Origin of the sequence: Enterobacter cloacae complex sp. OE43NF (assembly GCF_023544405.1) — a bacterium.
Lineage (GTDB): Bacteria > Pseudomonadota > Gammaproteobacteria > Enterobacterales > Enterobacteriaceae > Enterobacter > Enterobacter cloacae.
Map to the genome: position 1 here is coordinate 1 of NZ_JAMJFW010000036.1, position 14498 is coordinate 14498.

A 14498-nucleotide genomic window follows, 5' to 3' on the forward strand; every position below is an offset into this window, starting at 1 on the left:
ATTGCCAAAGCATTAAGCGATGCGCCCGATATGCAGATTGCCCGTCAGCGTATTACCCTTGCCGAAGCCCAGGCCAAAGCAGCCCTGGCGGCCGACGGCCCGCAAATTGATTTTTCGGCCGATGCTGAACGTCAGAAAATGTCCGCTGAAGGGCTGATGGGGCCCTTTGCCATAACCGACCCGGCTGCGGGCACCACCGGCCCCTGGTATACCAACGGTACCTTTGGCTTGACCGCGGGCTGGGATCTGGATTTGTGGGGCAAAAATCGCGCCCGGTTGGAGGCCCGGATAGGCAAGGTGAATGCGCAAAAAGCGGAGCTTGAGCAGACCCGTCAACTGCTTGCCAGCAGCGTGGCGCGGCTCTACTGGGACTGGCAAACTCAGGCCGCCGTGGAGGAGGTCCTCACGCAGATCAAATCCCAACAGGACAATATCATCGGTGCAGATCGCGAGCTGTATCAGCACGGGATCACCTCCTCTGTGGAAGGTGTCGAAACCGACATCAGTGCCAGCAAAACCGAAGAGCAGATCGCAGAGGTTCACGGCAAAATGAAAGCCATCGAGGCGCGTCTGAACGCGTTGACTAATACCCCCGCCCTGGCGCTCACACGGCATGCCTTACCGACGGTTGAAGCGTCGTTACCGTCGACGCTGGGGTATGAACTGCTGGCCCGACGGCCGGATCTGCAGGCGGCGCACTGGTATATCGAAGCGTCAATGAGCGAGGTCGAAGCCGCCAGAGCGGCGTTTTATCCTGATGTGAATCTGATGGCGTTTTTACAACAGGATGCCCTGCACCTGAGCGATCTGTTCCGTTCTTCAGCCCAGCAAATGGGGGTGACCGCCGGGCTGACTCTGCCCATTTTTGACAGCGGCAGGCTGAACGCGCAGCTGGATATTGCCCAGGCGCAGAACAATCTGTCGGTGGCGAATTATAACAAGGCGGTGGTGGATGCCGTAAACCAGGTGGCGCGCACGGCCAGCGAAGTGGAAATGCTGACGGCGAAAAATCAGCATCAGCAGCAGGTAGAAAAAGATGCGGCGCGCGTGGTGGCGCTGGCGCAGGCACGTTTTAGCGCCGGAATTATTGCCGGTTCGCGCGTCAGTGAAGCCAGAATTCCAGCGCTGAAGGAACATCTCGCCGGATTGATGCTGCAGGGCGAGTATATCGACGCCACGCTACAGCTCACCTCCGCGCTGGGTGGTGGTTATCATCATGGCTAATCAGGGTCATTATCTATACTTACCTCTTTGCCGTTCTTCAGGAGGTGAGTATGACCAAAGTAGCGATTGTTACCGCATCGGATTCCGGGATTGGTAAAACCACAGCCCTGATGCTGGCTGAACGTGGGTTTGATATTGGCGTCACCTGGCACTCTGATGAACAAGGGGCCCGGGATACCTGCCGCGAAGTGGAGGCGCAGGGGCGGCGGGCTGAAGCTATCCACCTTGATCTAAGCACCCTGCCACAGGGCGCGCAGGCGATAGAAACGTTAATTGCCCGTTTTGGTCGCCTGGACGTGCTGGTTAACAATGCGGGTGCGATGACCAAAGCGCCCTTCCTGGATATGCCGTTTGACGAGTGGCGAAACATTTTCACCGTCGACGTGGACGGTGCGTTTCTCTGTTCGCAGATTGCCGCACGTAAAATGGTGGAGCAGGGGGAAGGAGGGCGAATCGTCAATATCACCTCGGTGCATGAACATACGCCGCTGCCGGAAGCCAGCGCCTATACCGCCGCAAAACATGCGCTGGGAGGATTAACCAAATCGATGGCGCTGGAACTGGTGCAGCACAACATTCTGGTGAATGCCGTTGCGCCGGGGGCGATTGCCACACCGATGAATGATATGGACGAGAGTGAAGTGAAGGAAGGGTCGATGCCAGCGATCCCGCTCGCAAGACCGGGATATACCAAAGAGATCGCCAGTCTGGTGGCGTGGTTATGCGACAGCGACGCCAGCTATACCACCGGGCAGTCGTTTATCGTCGATGGCGGGTTTATGCTGGCGAATCCGCAGTTTAAGCCGGAAGGTTAGCTTCCCCTCACCCCGTGGGAGAGGGTGTGTTAAGTTCCCTCTCCCTGTGGGAGAGGGTTAGGGTGAGGGCAACAGACCACACTCACTCCTCATCCTGCTTCTTCTCTCTGTGCCGCATCCACAGCCTGACCCCAATCACCGCTACAACCACCAGAATCAGCCACGCCCAGTGCTTCAGATGCTGGTCAAGGTTATGCAGCCACGGGCCAATCACTTCTCCACCCACGTAACCGAGCGTGGTAAAGATCAGCGCCCAGGCGCACGCGCCAATCACGTTCAGCGGCAGGAAAATTTTCGGCGGCAGGCGGCTGGCGCCAATCAATATCGGCCCGATAATCCGAAAGCCGTACATAAAGCGGGTGCCAATCACAAACAGGTAAGGGTGGCGCTGGATCAGCCGCTGCGCGCGGTTAATTTTCTTCTTGTGCTTAGCGAAACGCTTAAGCAGCGTTGGCCCAAAACGCAGCCCCAGAAAGTAGAGCAGCTGATCGCCAATCATCCCACCCAGCGCAACCGCGGCGACAACCAGCGGGAATTTAAGTAATCCCTGATGCGCGGCGACGCCGCCTAACAGGGTGATGGTTTCACCTTCTGCCACGCTTCCGACAACCAGCGCAGCGTATCCGTATTGTTCAATAACTCCGTTGATATCCATTACGTAAATATCATCTCCCTCAGCGTGCCTCGGTTAATCATATACCCCTTGTGACAACCGCGGGGCAATCAACGGAAATTTCCCACTGTACATAAAATAATCTAAACCCTGCATTATACTTAAGGTATCGATGACGGGCCGACAACAAGGGGGCGCTATGAACCATGTCTGGGGACTTTTTTCCCATCCCGATCGTGAAATGCATGTCATCAAAAGTGAGAACGAAACGGTCTCGCATCATTACACGCACCACGTGCTGCTGATGGCGGCGGTGCCGGTGATATGCGCGTTTATTGGTACAACACAAATCGGCTGGAACTTTGGTGATGGCACCGTAGTACAGCTTTCCTGGTTTACCGGGCTTTATCTTGCCATTCTCTTTTATGGCCTGATGCTGGCAGGGGTGGCGGTTATGGGACGCGTCATTCACTGGATGGCACGTAACTATCCGCAGCGTCCTTCCCTGGCACACTGTATGGTCTTTGCCGGATATGTCGCGACCCCGCTGTTCTTAAGCGGTATTGTTGCGCTCTATCCCCTGGTCTGGCTGTGCGCGCTGATCGGGACCATTGCGCTCTTTTACACCGGCTATCTGCTGTATCTGGGCGTACCTACCTTCCTGAATATCAATAAAGAAGAAGGCCTGAGCTTTTCCAGCTCTACGCTCGCCATCGGCGTGCTGGTACTGGAGGCGTTACTGGCGCTGACGGTGATTCTTTGGGGTTATGGTTACCGTCTCTTCTGAGTTAATTGCATTGCTGGCGTAAATGCCAGCAATGCAGCATCTGTTCACGATTATCCGCTGGCGACAATGCACGGTGACCGCTATGATGCCGAAGCCAGCCTGTGTTTCTCCGTCGACGCAGGCGGTGTACGTCATAACGTGCGTGAATAATTATCAGAAGTCTCACCATGCTGAAATTCCGAGTTTCTTTACTTAGCCTGGCACTGTTGCTGGGGGCGTCCGCTGGCGTGCCAGCTCTCGCCAAAACGCCCGCGGTGACCACCGCTGCTGCTCAACCGCAAATCGCTTCCGGCAGCGCGATGATTGTTGATCTCAACACTAATAAGGTGATCTATGCCAGCCACCCGGATCTGGTGCGCCCGATCGCCTCGATAACCAAATTAATGACCGCGATGGTAGTGCTGGATGCACATCTGCCGCTGGATGAAAAACTGAAAGTGGATATCAGCCACACGCCGGAGATGAAAGGGGTTTACTCCCGCGTGCGCCTGAACAGTGAAATCAGCCGTAAAACCATGCTGTTGCTGGCGCTGATGTCGTCTGAAAACCGCGCCGCGGCGAGCCTCGCCCACCATTATCCAGGCGGCTACGACGCCTTCATTCGAGCGATGAATGCCAAAGCCAAAGCGCTGGGAATGAATAATACCCGTTTTGTTGAGCCGACAGGTCTGTCGATTCACAACGTCTCTACGGCGCGCGATCTGACCAAACTGCTGATTGCCAGCAAACAGTACCCGCTGATTGGGCAGCTCAGTACCACCCGTGAAGAGATGGCGACCTTTGCGAACCCGGCCTATACGCTGCCGTTTCGCAATACGAACCACCTGGTGTATCGCGAGAACTGGAACATTCAGTTAACGAAAACCGGCTTTACTAACGCGGCGGGTCACTGTCTGGTGATGCGTACTGTGTTCAACGGTAAACCGGTGGCGCTGGTGGTGATGGATGCCTTCGGCAAATATACTCACTTCGCCGATGCCAGCCGACTGCGCACCTGGATTGAAACCGGGAAAGTGCAGCCTGTTCCGGCTGCGGCATTGACGTATAAAAAGCAGAAAGCCGAGCAGATGGCGACGGCGCAGAACGATTAGGTAAAAGCAAAACGGTAACAGTGTTACCGTTTTTTATGTTTTCTCCCTCTCCCGGTGGAAGAGGGCGGGGGTGAGGGCACCAGACCGCACTGGGCCTATTCCGGCAGGGTCCAGTCTCCGTCGTTAAGCGGGCGCTGCATAATCACCGTATCCCGCCAGTCGCCTTTTTTGTAGCCCACGCTGCGCAGCTGACCGACCACTTCAAAACCGTGCTTTTTATGCAGCCGCAATGACCCGGCGTTATTATGGCCATCCCCCACAACCGCAATCATCTGACGCCAGGGACCTTTTTCGCAGCGTTCAATCAGCGCGTCCATTAGTGCACTGCCAAAACCGCGTCCGGTGGTGCTGGCATCCACGTAGATTGACTCTTCCAGCGTGAAGCGATACGCGTGTCGTGGACGGTATGGCGTGGCGTAGCAATAACCCACCACAATGCCGCGATACAGCGCCACCAGCCAGGGCAAACCGTTATCGGTCACGTTTTTCAACCGCTTACGCATTTCATCAACGGTGGGGGGGATTTCCTCAAACGACGCACGTCCGTGAAGTACATGCCATGCATAAATAGCCGAAATGGCATGCACATCGTCGGGAAGGGCATCGCGCACTTCCACTTCGGTTACGGATAAAATATCAACAGCCGACATGATGTGCCTGCTCCTCGTCAAAGAATGCCGGAGAAACGTTTCTCCGGCGAGTGCAGGTACTCTAGTACGATTGAGCTGTGCTTAACAATCTCTTAAATATGGCTGTATGAATTAATCAGATGCTTGCGTAATGGCCTGCTCTGCGTTATCGCTCTCTTTCCAGTATTTATTCCGCGTTGTTTTACCAATGCCGGGATTCATACTGTTTGTAGGGTCATTCTCGCGATAAAACTGCTTTAGTGTCTCAGGGGCTTTGTAAAGATGCCCAACGTTGTGTTCCGCAGGATATTGTGCGCCACGTTCGCGCAGAAGGGCGAGCATCTCCTCTTTCAACGCGTGCGCGTCGATCCCTTTTTTAACGATGTAATCCTGGTGGAAGACGTAGCACATAAAGTGGCCGTAGTAGAGCTTATGCACCAGCTTGCTGTCGATTTCAGGCGGCAGGTGTTCAAACCACTCGGTATCGTTGCGTCGCAGGGCAATATCCAGCGCCAGAATATCCTCTACTTCTTCTGAGTGTACGGCCTGATAACGGATGGCGGCCCCCGCAGCAGCAAAACGGTGCAGGAACGCTTTGCTCCCCTCTTCAGGTGTACAGGCGAAGAAATCTCCCTCGGCGGTTTTAAAGAATTCGCTCAGCCAGTTTTGTGCTTCGGCGATCCCGTCCCCGGCCATTTTCAGCAGCAGGTGATGTTCATACTTGTCGCGCCAGGTTTTCATTCGCTCCGGCAGGTGGGCCGGGAAAACGTTACCCAGCTTCTGCATAAAGCGGTCGGTGAAGTGGGGTTTAAACAGCGGCACTTTCTCCAGCATTGCATCAGTGCGGCCCTTCATGGTGAAGAAGAACGGCATCTTGTCGGTGCCGAGCTTGTCGATCATCAGGAACGTATCTTTGCCGTAGCGTTCGGCGATGTCGTAAATATCCCGATGCATATACTCGCCCGCCACCGGCAGATGCGTGAATTCGCCCAGAATATGACGACGGATTTCGGTCAGCACGTCAGGCTGATTGGTGCCGATGTAAAACACCTGCTGTTTTTTCTCGGCCGGGAAGGTGTCGAGACGGACCGCGAAAACGGCCAGTTTGCCCGCGCAGCCGGAGGATTCGAACAGGCGATCCGGGTCGGCGTTGTAACGCGCTGGTGTATCCGCGTTTATATCACGTACGCGGGTGATGTAATCGTGATCGTGGGCATGACGGCCATCGTGCTGTACATCTTCATCTTTCACGCGATCGTCGTCGAGCTTACTCAGGATCTGCTCCGGCGTGACGCCCAGATCGATTCCCAGATGGTTCACCAGCGTCAGCTTACCGTTTTCATCAATACGGGCATAGAGCGACATTTCGGTATAAGCCGGGCCGCGCTGCACCAGCGAACCGCCGGAATTATTACAGATCCCACCAATGACGGAGGCGCCGATGCAGGATGAACCAATCACTGAATGTGGTTCGCGCCCAAGCGGCTTAAGCGCTTTTTCCAGCGAGTAGAGGGTGGTGCCGGGGAAGGCCAGTACCTGCTCGCCTTTATCGAGCAGGTGAAGTTTGTCGAGGCGCAGGGTGCTGATAATCACGATGTCGCGATCGTAATCGTTGCCGTTCGGCGTCGAGCCTTCGGTCAGGCCGGTGTTAGCCGCCTGCATTAAAATAATCTTGTCCGCGGCAACGCAGGCGCTCAGGACGCGCCACAGCTCCAGCAGCGTGCCGGGAAAAACCACCGCCAGCGCATCGCCCTGTCCGGAACGAAAGCCCTTACGGTAGCGGGCAGTTTTGGCCGGGTCGGTAAGCAGGTGAGAGTGACCAACCAGGCGCGACAGTTCGTTAATAAAAGTCGTGTTATCGGCAGTTCGAACAGAAGACATCTTCCACTCCTTGTGGTGGGGCAAATTTCTCGCTGTAAAGCATAGCGCGATTAGCTGTTTAGAGGGCGCGTATTTGCGAGAAAAATCAGAGAATAACCCTGCAACGTTCTGAGGGTTTGTGGCACACTGCGCTTTTCGCACGCCCTGGCCGAGATCTTCCGGCGGAAATTGATGAGAGAGTAAAACGACATGAAATGGCTATGTTCTGTAGGTGTCGCCGTCAGCCTGGCACTGCAACCTGCGCTGGCAGATGAACTGTTTGGCAATCACCCGCTTACGCCTGAAGCACGGGACGCGTTTGTCACGGAATTGCTCAAGAAAATGACGGTCGATGAGAAGATCGGCCAGCTGCGTCTTATCAGCGTCGGCCCGGATAACCCGAAAGAGGCGATCCGCGAAATGATTAAAGAGAGCCAGGTAGGGGCGATTTTTAACACCGTGACCCGTCAGGATATCCGCAAAATGCAGGATCAGGTGATGGAACTTAGCCGCCTGAAAATTCCGCTGTTCTTCGCCTATGACGTAGTACACGGACAGCGTACCGTTTTCCCTATCAGCCTCGGTCTGGCCTCCTCCTTTAACCTCGACGCGGTGAAAACCGTTGGGCGCGTCTCGGCATATGAAGCCGCAGACGACGGCCTGAACATGACCTGGGCCCCGATGGTTGACGTCTCCCGCGATCCGCGCTGGGGCCGCGCGTCAGAGGGCTTTGGTGAAGATACTTATTTGACCGCCACGATGGGGAAAACCATGGTGGAAGCGATGCAGGGTAAAAGCCCGGCGGATCGCTATTCGGTCATGACCAGCGTCAAGCACTTCGCCGCCTATGGTGCCGTGGAAGGCGGTAAAGAGTACAACACCGTCGACATGAGCCCGCAGCGCCTGTTTAACGATTACATGCCGCCGTACAAAGCAGGCCTGGATGCCGGTAGCGGCGCGGTGATGGTCGCCCTGAACTCGCTCAACGGCACGCCTGCCACCTCTGACTCCTGGCTGCTGAAAGACGTGCTGCGCGACCAGTGGGGCTTCAAGGGCATCACCGTCTCTGACCATGGCGCCATTAAAGAGCTCATCAAACACGGTACGGCCTCCGACCCGGAAGATGCGGTGCGCGTGGCGCTCAAATCCGGCATCAACATGAGCATGAGCGACGAATATTACAGCAAATACCTGCCGGGGCTGGTGAAGAGCGGTAAGGTGACGATGGCGGAGCTGGACGATGCCACGCGTCACGTGCTGAACGTGAAATATGACATGGGGCTGTTTAACGATCCATACAGCCACCTGGGTCCGAAAGAGTCAGACCCGGCGGACACCAATGCCGAAAGCCGTCTGCACCGTAAAGAGGCCCGTGAAGTGGCGCGTGAAAGCCTGGTGCTGCTGAAAAACCGCCTCGACACGCTGCCGCTGAAAAAATCCGGCACCATTGCGGTGGTCGGCCCGCTGGCCGACAGCAAGCGCGACGTGATGGGTAGCTGGTCTGCTGCGGGCGTGGCCGATCAGTCAGTGACCGTGCTCACTGGCATTAAAAATGCGGTCGGTGAAAACGCTAAGGTGGTGTACGCCAAAGGGGCGAACGTCACTGATGATAAAGATATCGTGACCTTCCTCAATCAGTATGAAGAGGCGGTGAAGGTGGATCCGCGCTCGCCGAAAGAGATGATTGACGAAGCGGTAAACGCCGCGAAACAGTCTGACGTGGTGGTTGCCGTGGTGGGTGAAGCACAGGGGATGGCACACGAAGCCTCCAGCCGAACGGACATCACGATCCCGCAAAGCCAGCGCGATCTGATCGCCGCCCTGAAAGCCACCGGCAAGCCGCTGGTGCTGGTGCTGATGAACGGTCGTCCACTGGCGCTGGTGAAAGAAGATCAGCAGGCTGATGCTATTCTGGAAACCTGGTTCGCCGGTACGGAAGGGGGCAACGCCATCGCCGACGTGCTGTTTGGTGATTACAACCCGTCGGGCAAACTGCCGATGTCCTTCCCGCGCTCTGTCGGGCAGATCCCGGTGTACTACAGCCACCTGAATACCGGCCGTCCGTATAACGCCGATAAGCCAAACAAGTACACCTCCCGTTACTTCGATGAAGCGAACGGTCCGCTGTATCCGTTTGGTTACGGTTTGAGCTACACCACCTTTAAGGTCTCTGACGTGAAAATGTCGGCCCCGAGCCTGAAGCGTGACGGTAAAGTGACTGCCAGCGTTGACGTGACGAACACCGGTAAACGTGAAGGTGCGACGGTGATCCAGATGTATGTTCAGGATGTGACCGCCTCCATGAGCCGTCCGGTGAAACAGCTGCGCGGCTTTGAGAAGGTCAACCTGAAACCTGGTGAAACCAAAACCATCAGCTTCCCGATTGACGTGGATGCCCTGAAGTTCTGGAACCAGCAGATGAAATACGATGCGGAACCGGGCAAGTTCAATGTCTACATTGGGGTGGATTCCGCCCGCGTCAATAAAGGCGAGTTCGAGCTGCTGTAACCTTTCCTTCCTTTGCATCCCCCGTCCACCGGGGGATGCGTCTTACCTTATGCTAAAAAGGCATTTTGCCGGGTAAATCCGCCGTTTTAAGCTACGCTTTTCTCTCAAGCCTCTGAAAAAGGCAGCAAAAAAATGAGGATAGTGGAATGACGATTAAAACGGGGATGGTAGTTTCTGCGGCGTTATTCGCGGCGCTAAGCCTGCCGTTACAGGCGGCAGAACCGGTAAAAGTGGGCTCAAAGATCGACACTGAAGGCGCGCTGCTCGGGAATATTATTTTGCAGGTGCTGGAAAGCCACGGCGTGAAAACCGTGAATAAAGTTCAGCTGGGTACCACGCCCGTGGTACGCGGGGCCATTACCTCCGGCGAGCTGGATATCTACCCGGAATACACCGGCAACGGGGCATTTTTCTTCAAAGATGAAAACGATCCGGCATGGAAAAACGCCAAAGCCGGGTATGAAAAAGTCAAAAAACTCGATGCAGAACAGAACAAGCTGGTCTGGCTGACTCCGGCTCCGGCCAACAACACCTGGACCATCGCGGTGCGTAAAGACGTGGCGGAGAAAGGCAAACTGACGTCACTTGCGGATCTCAGCCGCTATCTGAAAGAGAAGGGCGACTTCAAGCTTGCGGCCTCGGCGGAGTTTATCGAGCGTCCGGACGCGCTGCCTGCTTTCGAAAAAGCCTACGACTTCAAGCTTGACCAGGCACAGCTGCTCTCGCTCGCGGGCGGTGACACCGCGGTGACCATCAAGGCGGCGGCGCAGCAGACCTCTGGCGTCAATGCGGCGATGGCCTACGGTACGGACGGCCCGGTCGCGGCGCTTGGTCTGCAGACCTTAACCGATCCAAAAGGCGTTCAGCCTATTTATGCCCCCACGCCGGTGGTGCGTGAGGCGGTGCTGAAAGCCTACCCGGATATCGCCGACTGGCTCAAACCGGTCTTTGAAAAACTGGATGCAAAAACACTGCAACAGCTCAATGCGAGCATTGCCGTAGAGGGACTGGATGCCAAAAAAGTGGCCGCCGATTTCCTGAAACAACAAGGGCTTGTGAAGTAACAGGACAGGGATGTGCCAATAAAATGTCATAACCGCGTACTGCTGCTGTTGGCCTGTGTGGCCATTGCGGCGGTCGCGCTACCGTTTGTCAATGTGGCGCCAAACCGCCTGATGTCGGGGGAAGGGCGCGCGCTCTGGCAGGTCTGGCCGTTTACGCCGCTGCTGCTGGTTGTGGCGCTGGGTGCACTGGTTGTGCTCTCGCTCAGCCGTGGGCGGGTTGCACAGTGGCTGACGCTACTCCTCAGTGAAGGCCTCTTCATCACCTTGTTCTGGAGTGCCGGGCTTGCCGCCACGCACATGACTTCGGCGGAAAGTCCACTGGCGCGAACCACCGTGGGCAGTGGGCTGTGGCTGTGGCTGGCGCTGTGTCTGCTGGCCTGCAGCGATGCGATCCGCCGCCTGATCCCGTCATCTGCCTGGCGCTGGGTGCTCAATGCCCAGATCTGGTGTATTCCATTGCTGCTGCTGTTCAGCGGTGAGCTGAATAATCTCTCGCTGTTAAAAGAGTACGCCAACCGTCAGGAGGTGTTTGATGATGCGCTGGCGCAACACCTGACGATCCTCTTCGGCACGCTGTTCCCGGCGTTACTGCTGGGGGTACCGCTTGGCATGTGGTGTTATCGTCATCCCTCCCGCCAGGGCGGGGTTTTTGCCGTGCTCAACGTGATCCAGACTATCCCTTCCGTGGCCCTGTTTGGCCTGCTGATTGCGCCGCTGGCGGGGCTGGTGAAGTCATTTCCGGCGTTAGCCTCGGTCGGTATCGCCGGAACCGGATTAACCCCCGCGCTTATTGCCCTGGTGCTGTACGCGCTGCTGCCGCTGGTCCGCGGCGTGGTGGCGGGCTTAAGCCAGGTCGCGCCGGATGTACTGGAGAGCGCCCACGCGATGGGGATGAGCCGGCGACAGTGCTTCTGGCAGATCCAGTTGCCGCTCGCCTTGCCCCTGCTGCTGCGCAGCCTGCGGGTGGTGGCGGTCCAGACCGTCGGGATGGCGGTTATCGCCGCGCTGATTGGCGCAGGCGGTTTTGGCGCGCTGGTGTTCCAGGGGCTGCTGAGCAGTGCGCTGGATCTGGTGTTACTGGGCGTGGTGCCCACGATTGCACTGGCGGTCGTCATCGATGCGCTGTTTGCCTTATGGCTCGCGTTGCTCGGGAGAAGAGCCAATGATTGAATTTCACGATGTCAGTAAAACATTTGCCGGTCGTCCGGCAGCAAGTCACCTGAACCTGAATTTTGCCGAGGGGGCGTTTTCGGTACTGATTGGCACCTCGGGGTCGGGGAAGTCCACCACGCTGAAGATGATCAACCGCCTGGTGGAGCACGACAGCGGTGTAATACGTTTTGCCGGGGAAGAGATCCGCAGTCTGCCGGTGCTGGAGCTGCGTCGTCGCATGGGCTACGCCATCCAGTCCATCGGCCTGTTTCCCCACTGGACGGTCGCGCAGAATATTGCCACCGTGTTGCAGCTGGAAAAATGGTCGCGTGCAAAGAGTGACGAGAGGGTGGACGAGCTTATGTCGCTGCTGGGGTTAGAGCCTGGGCTGCGTGGCCGCTATCCGCATCAGCTTTCAGGTGGACAACAGCAGCGTGTGGGAGTGGCGCGCGCGCTGGCGGCGAACCCGCAGGTATTGCTGATGGATGAGCCTTTTGGCGCGCTCGATCCCGTTACGCGCGGTGCACTGCAGACCGAGATGACCCGCATTCACCGCATCCTTGGCCGGACGATCGTCCTCGTGACCCATGATATTGATGAGGCGCTGCGGCTGGCCGATCATCTGGTGTTGATGGACCACGGGGAAGTGATCCAGCAGGGCACGCCGCTTGAACTGCTGACCCATCCGCAGAACGATTTTGTGCGCGAGTTTTTTGGACGCAGCGAACTGGGCGTCAGACTGCTCTCCCTGCGAACCGTCAGCGATTATATGCGTCGACAGGATGTGGCGATGGGCGGTGAACCGTTACAAGAACAGATGAGCCTGCGGGACGCGCTCTCCGCGTTTGTGGCGCGCCAGTGCGAGGTACTGCCGGTTACGGATGCCGCTGGGGCACCGTGTGGCACCCTGCATTTTCGCGATCTGCTGGCCGGGGAGGTGACGCGTGAAGGTCATGCGTGATCCGGTCCTCTGGCTGACGGGGCTTTTTGTTGCCCTGCTGTTTCTGATGCCACACAGTGGGGCGCTGTTCAGCTCGCTTTTTCCCGGCCTGCCGCGCCCCGTCTATCAGCAGGAGAGTTTTATCAATCTTGCCCTGGCGCACCTGTGGCTGGTGGCTCTCTCCAGCGCGATTGCCGTGGTGCTGGGCGTGGGAGCGGGGATTGCGGTCACCCGGCCCTGGGGGAGAGAGTTTCGCCCGCTGGTTGAGACGATTGCGGCTATCGGACAGACATTTCCGCCGGTGGCGGTACTGGCGATTGCGGTGCCGGTGATCGGGTTTGGTCAGCAACCGGCTATCATTGCGCTGATCCTTTACGGCGTGTTGCCTGTTCTTCAGGGGACGCTGGCGGGCATTGCGTCGGTACCGGCATCGGTACTGAGCGTGGCCGAAGGGATGGGCATGAGCAGCGGTCAGCGGCTGTGCAAGGTTGAGCTGCCGCTTGCGGCACCGGTGATTATCGCGGGGATCCGTACGTCGGTGATTATTAACATCGGCACGGCGACCATCGCGTCTACGGTGGGGGCCAATACGCTGGGAACGCCGATCATCATCGGCTTAAGCGGGTTCAATACGGCCTATATCGTTCAGGGTGCGGTACTGGTGGCGCTGGCGGCCATCGTTATCGATCGCCTGTTTGAACGACTGGCCCGGCTTCTCAGCCGACACCGCCACGAACAATAAATGAGTACCCGGCCAGCATCACGCCGCCGATGCCGCTTACGGCCATCAGTACAAAAAGGGTAATTACGGCCAGTTTGGTTGCCTTCATCATCTGCTCCTGTTGTTAACGGAACAATTATACGGTGAAGCGCAGCTGTTAATGAACCATTAAATGCCGTTACGTTTCGTCGGGGCCCAGGGCGTAAACCGGATAACCGTGCTCCCGCCATTCCGTCAGCCGCTGTTGCTGCGAGGCGGTGGGCACTTCCCCGCACCAGACCAGCAGAGTCTGGCCGTCGAAGAATTCGGGCCGTAGCTGAGCCAGCGAATGCGCCAGCACCTCCACGCGCCAGCCCTGCTGGGTGGCGATCCAGGCTTCGAGCCACAGCCGCGTGGTATCGTGCACGTTCCAGCCAACAACCAGCGCGTCTTTTCCGCCCTTGTTTCGCGCCGAGGCGAGACAGACGGCGATATAATTGATCAGCACCCCGTCGAGCATACTCAGCAGCGCCTGCAGGGTAGAGTGCTGGCATTGCAGCCGTCGACGAAGCGGGATGAAAAGATGGTTGATTAAGGTTTGCGCCGGATAATCGCGGCCTTGCTCTTTGATCCACGCGCGCAGACGTTGAACATTGCCCGCCTGCAGAAGCCGGAGCAGGGTTTCCTGCTGTTCGCGCCAGCGGTGTTGGGTATCGGGATCGTCATGGCAGAGCAGCGACTTTACCTTGCTCACCTGCACACCGTTATCTATCCAGCTTTTGATCTCGCGGATCCGATCGATGTCGGCATCATTGAAAAGGCGGTGACCGCCGTCCGTGCGCTGCGGTTTGAGTAAACCATACCGTCGCTGCCAAGCCCGTAGCGTGACGGGATTGATATCACAAAGGAGTGCCACTTCACCGATCGTGTAAAGCGCCATATTCGCCCCCTGGCTAACGCGTCCCCAGCTTAACTGTAGACCCAGTTTGTCGAACCAGGAAGAATTGCCTTTTTTTTGTACAAATAATGCGAAGCAGCCGTTATGTTCGGCAAAAGATGTGATGACGGACACGATTTACCGCTTTTTTGGACTGCTTCAAAGAAACTTCGGCGCC

At 57.0% G+C, this 14498-nt stretch carries 14 protein-coding genes; 9 read left to right on the plus strand and 5 right to left on the minus strand.

Annotation, left to right across the window (positions count from 1 at the left end; translation table 11 throughout):
• Both mdtQ and M8370_RS16405 read left to right on the plus strand, forming a co-directional pair.
• Positions 1-1224: multidrug resistance outer membrane protein MdtQ (mdtQ, locus tag M8370_RS16400; protein ID WP_250021393.1), on the plus strand; the 1224-nt coding region annotated here is incomplete at its 5' end.
• A gap of 50 nt (positions 1225-1274) precedes the next feature.
• Complete coding sequence (locus tag M8370_RS16405) at positions 1275-2039, plus strand: SDR family oxidoreductase (RefSeq protein WP_080453126.1); 765 nt, start codon at positions 1275-1277, stop codon at positions 2037-2039.
• Positions 2040-2121: 82 nt separating this feature from the next.
• Here M8370_RS16405 and M8370_RS16410 read toward each other — a convergent pair whose 3' ends face one another.
• A complete protein-coding gene (locus M8370_RS16410; RefSeq protein ID WP_013097943.1) occupies positions 2122-2694 on the minus strand; it encodes a DedA family protein in 573 nt (190 codons plus the stop codon).
• A gap of 157 nt (positions 2695-2851) precedes the next feature.
• On the opposite strand from M8370_RS16410, the gene M8370_RS16415 reads away from it, so the two are divergent.
• Positions 2852-3439, plus strand: a complete 588-nt coding sequence (locus M8370_RS16415) for a Yip1 family protein (RefSeq protein WP_013097942.1) — start codon at positions 2852-2854, stop codon at positions 3437-3439.
• Between the two features lie 167 nt (positions 3440-3606).
• Positions 3607-4530 (plus strand): D-alanyl-D-alanine endopeptidase, encoded by a 924-nt coding sequence (gene pbpG, locus M8370_RS16420; protein WP_250021394.1) that lies wholly within the window; start codon positions 3607-3609, stop codon positions 4528-4530.
• 95 nt (positions 4531-4625) lie between these two features.
• Here pbpG and M8370_RS16425 read toward each other — a convergent pair whose 3' ends face one another.
• Positions 4626-5180 carry a GNAT family N-acetyltransferase gene (locus M8370_RS16425; RefSeq protein ID WP_250021395.1) on the minus strand — a complete coding sequence of 185 codons (555 nt, stop codon included), beginning with the start codon at positions 5178-5180 and terminating at the stop codon, positions 4626-4628.
• A 111-nt stretch (positions 5181-5291) separates the two neighbouring features.
• Positions 5292-7040, minus strand: coding sequence for a D-lactate dehydrogenase (dld, locus tag M8370_RS16430; RefSeq protein WP_250021397.1), 1749 nt, complete (start codon positions 7038-7040; stop codon positions 5292-5294).
• A 189-nt stretch (positions 7041-7229) separates the two neighbouring features.
• Between dld and bglX the strand changes: the two genes are divergently transcribed.
• The 5 genes from bglX (at position 7230) to M8370_RS16455 (ending at position 13425) form a co-directional block, all read left to right on the plus strand.
• Positions 7230-9527, plus strand: a complete 2298-nt coding sequence (bglX, locus tag M8370_RS16435; RefSeq protein WP_020690142.1) for a beta-glucosidase BglX — start codon at positions 7230-7232, stop codon at positions 9525-9527.
• A gap of 146 nt (positions 9528-9673) precedes the next feature.
• Positions 9674-10591, plus strand: a complete 918-nt coding sequence (osmF, locus tag M8370_RS16440) for a glycine betaine ABC transporter substrate-binding protein OsmF (protein WP_013097936.1) — start codon at positions 9674-9676, stop codon at positions 10589-10591.
• A 12-nt stretch (positions 10592-10603) separates the two neighbouring features.
• Entirely contained in the window at positions 10604-11761 is a 1158-nt protein-coding gene (locus M8370_RS16445) for an ABC transporter permease (RefSeq protein WP_020690143.1), read from the plus strand.
• The gene (locus M8370_RS16450) at positions 11754-12704 is read left to right on the plus strand and encodes an ABC transporter ATP-binding protein (RefSeq protein WP_020690144.1); all 951 of its coding nucleotides are present in this window, start codon (positions 11754-11756) and stop codon (positions 12702-12704) included. Before M8370_RS16445 ends, M8370_RS16450 begins: the two co-directional genes overlap by 8 nt.
• Positions 12688-13425, plus strand: a complete 738-nt coding sequence (locus M8370_RS16455; RefSeq protein WP_250021399.1) for an ABC transporter permease — start codon at positions 12688-12690, stop codon at positions 13423-13425. Before M8370_RS16450 ends, M8370_RS16455 begins: the two co-directional genes overlap by 17 nt.
• Here the strand turns inward: M8370_RS16455 and M8370_RS16460 are convergent.
• Positions 13400-13513 (minus strand): protein YohO, encoded by a 114-nt coding sequence (locus M8370_RS16460; RefSeq protein WP_010433613.1) that lies wholly within the window; start codon positions 13511-13513, stop codon positions 13400-13402. The genes M8370_RS16455 and M8370_RS16460 overlap by 26 nt on opposite strands.
• Positions 13514-13582: 69 nt before the next feature.
• On the minus strand, positions 13583-14323 hold the full coding sequence (gene mlrA / locus M8370_RS16465; RefSeq protein ID WP_029881769.1) for an HTH-type transcriptional regulator MlrA: 741 nt from the start codon (positions 14321-14323) through the stop codon (positions 13583-13585).
• Positions 14324-14498 lie beyond the last annotated feature (175 nt).

Excerpts from the sequence above, each read along its gene's own strand:
- M8370_RS16405 (WP_080453126.1), top strand. The coding sequence starts at position 1,275 with ATGACCAAAGTAGCGATTGTTACCGCATCGGATTCCGGGATTGGTAAA.
- M8370_RS16410 (WP_013097943.1), bottom strand. The coding sequence starts at position 2,694 with ATGGATATCAACGGAGTTATTGAACAATACGGATACGCTGCGCTGGTT.
- M8370_RS16415 (WP_013097942.1), top strand. The coding sequence starts at position 2,852 with ATGAACCATGTCTGGGGACTTTTTTCCCATCCCGATCGTGAAATGCAT.
- pbpG (WP_250021394.1), top strand. The coding sequence starts at position 3,607 with ATGCTGAAATTCCGAGTTTCTTTACTTAGCCTGGCACTGTTGCTGGGG.
- M8370_RS16425 (WP_250021395.1), bottom strand. The coding sequence starts at position 5,180 with ATGTCGGCTGTTGATATTTTATCCGTAACCGAAGTGGAAGTGCGCGAT.
- dld (WP_250021397.1), bottom strand. The coding sequence starts at position 7,040 with ATGTCTTCTGTTCGAACTGCCGATAACACGACTTTTATTAACGAACTG.
- bglX (WP_020690142.1), top strand. The coding sequence starts at position 7,230 with ATGAAATGGCTATGTTCTGTAGGTGTCGCCGTCAGCCTGGCACTGCAA.
- osmF (WP_013097936.1), top strand. The coding sequence starts at position 9,674 with ATGACGATTAAAACGGGGATGGTAGTTTCTGCGGCGTTATTCGCGGCG.
- M8370_RS16450 (WP_020690144.1), top strand. The coding sequence starts at position 11,754 with ATGATTGAATTTCACGATGTCAGTAAAACATTTGCCGGTCGTCCGGCA.
- M8370_RS16460 (WP_010433613.1), bottom strand. The coding sequence starts at position 13,513 with ATGAAGGCAACCAAACTGGCCGTAATTACCCTTTTTGTACTGATGGCC.
- mlrA (WP_029881769.1), bottom strand. The coding sequence starts at position 14,323 with ATGGCGCTTTACACGATCGGTGAAGTGGCACTCCTTTGTGATATCAAT.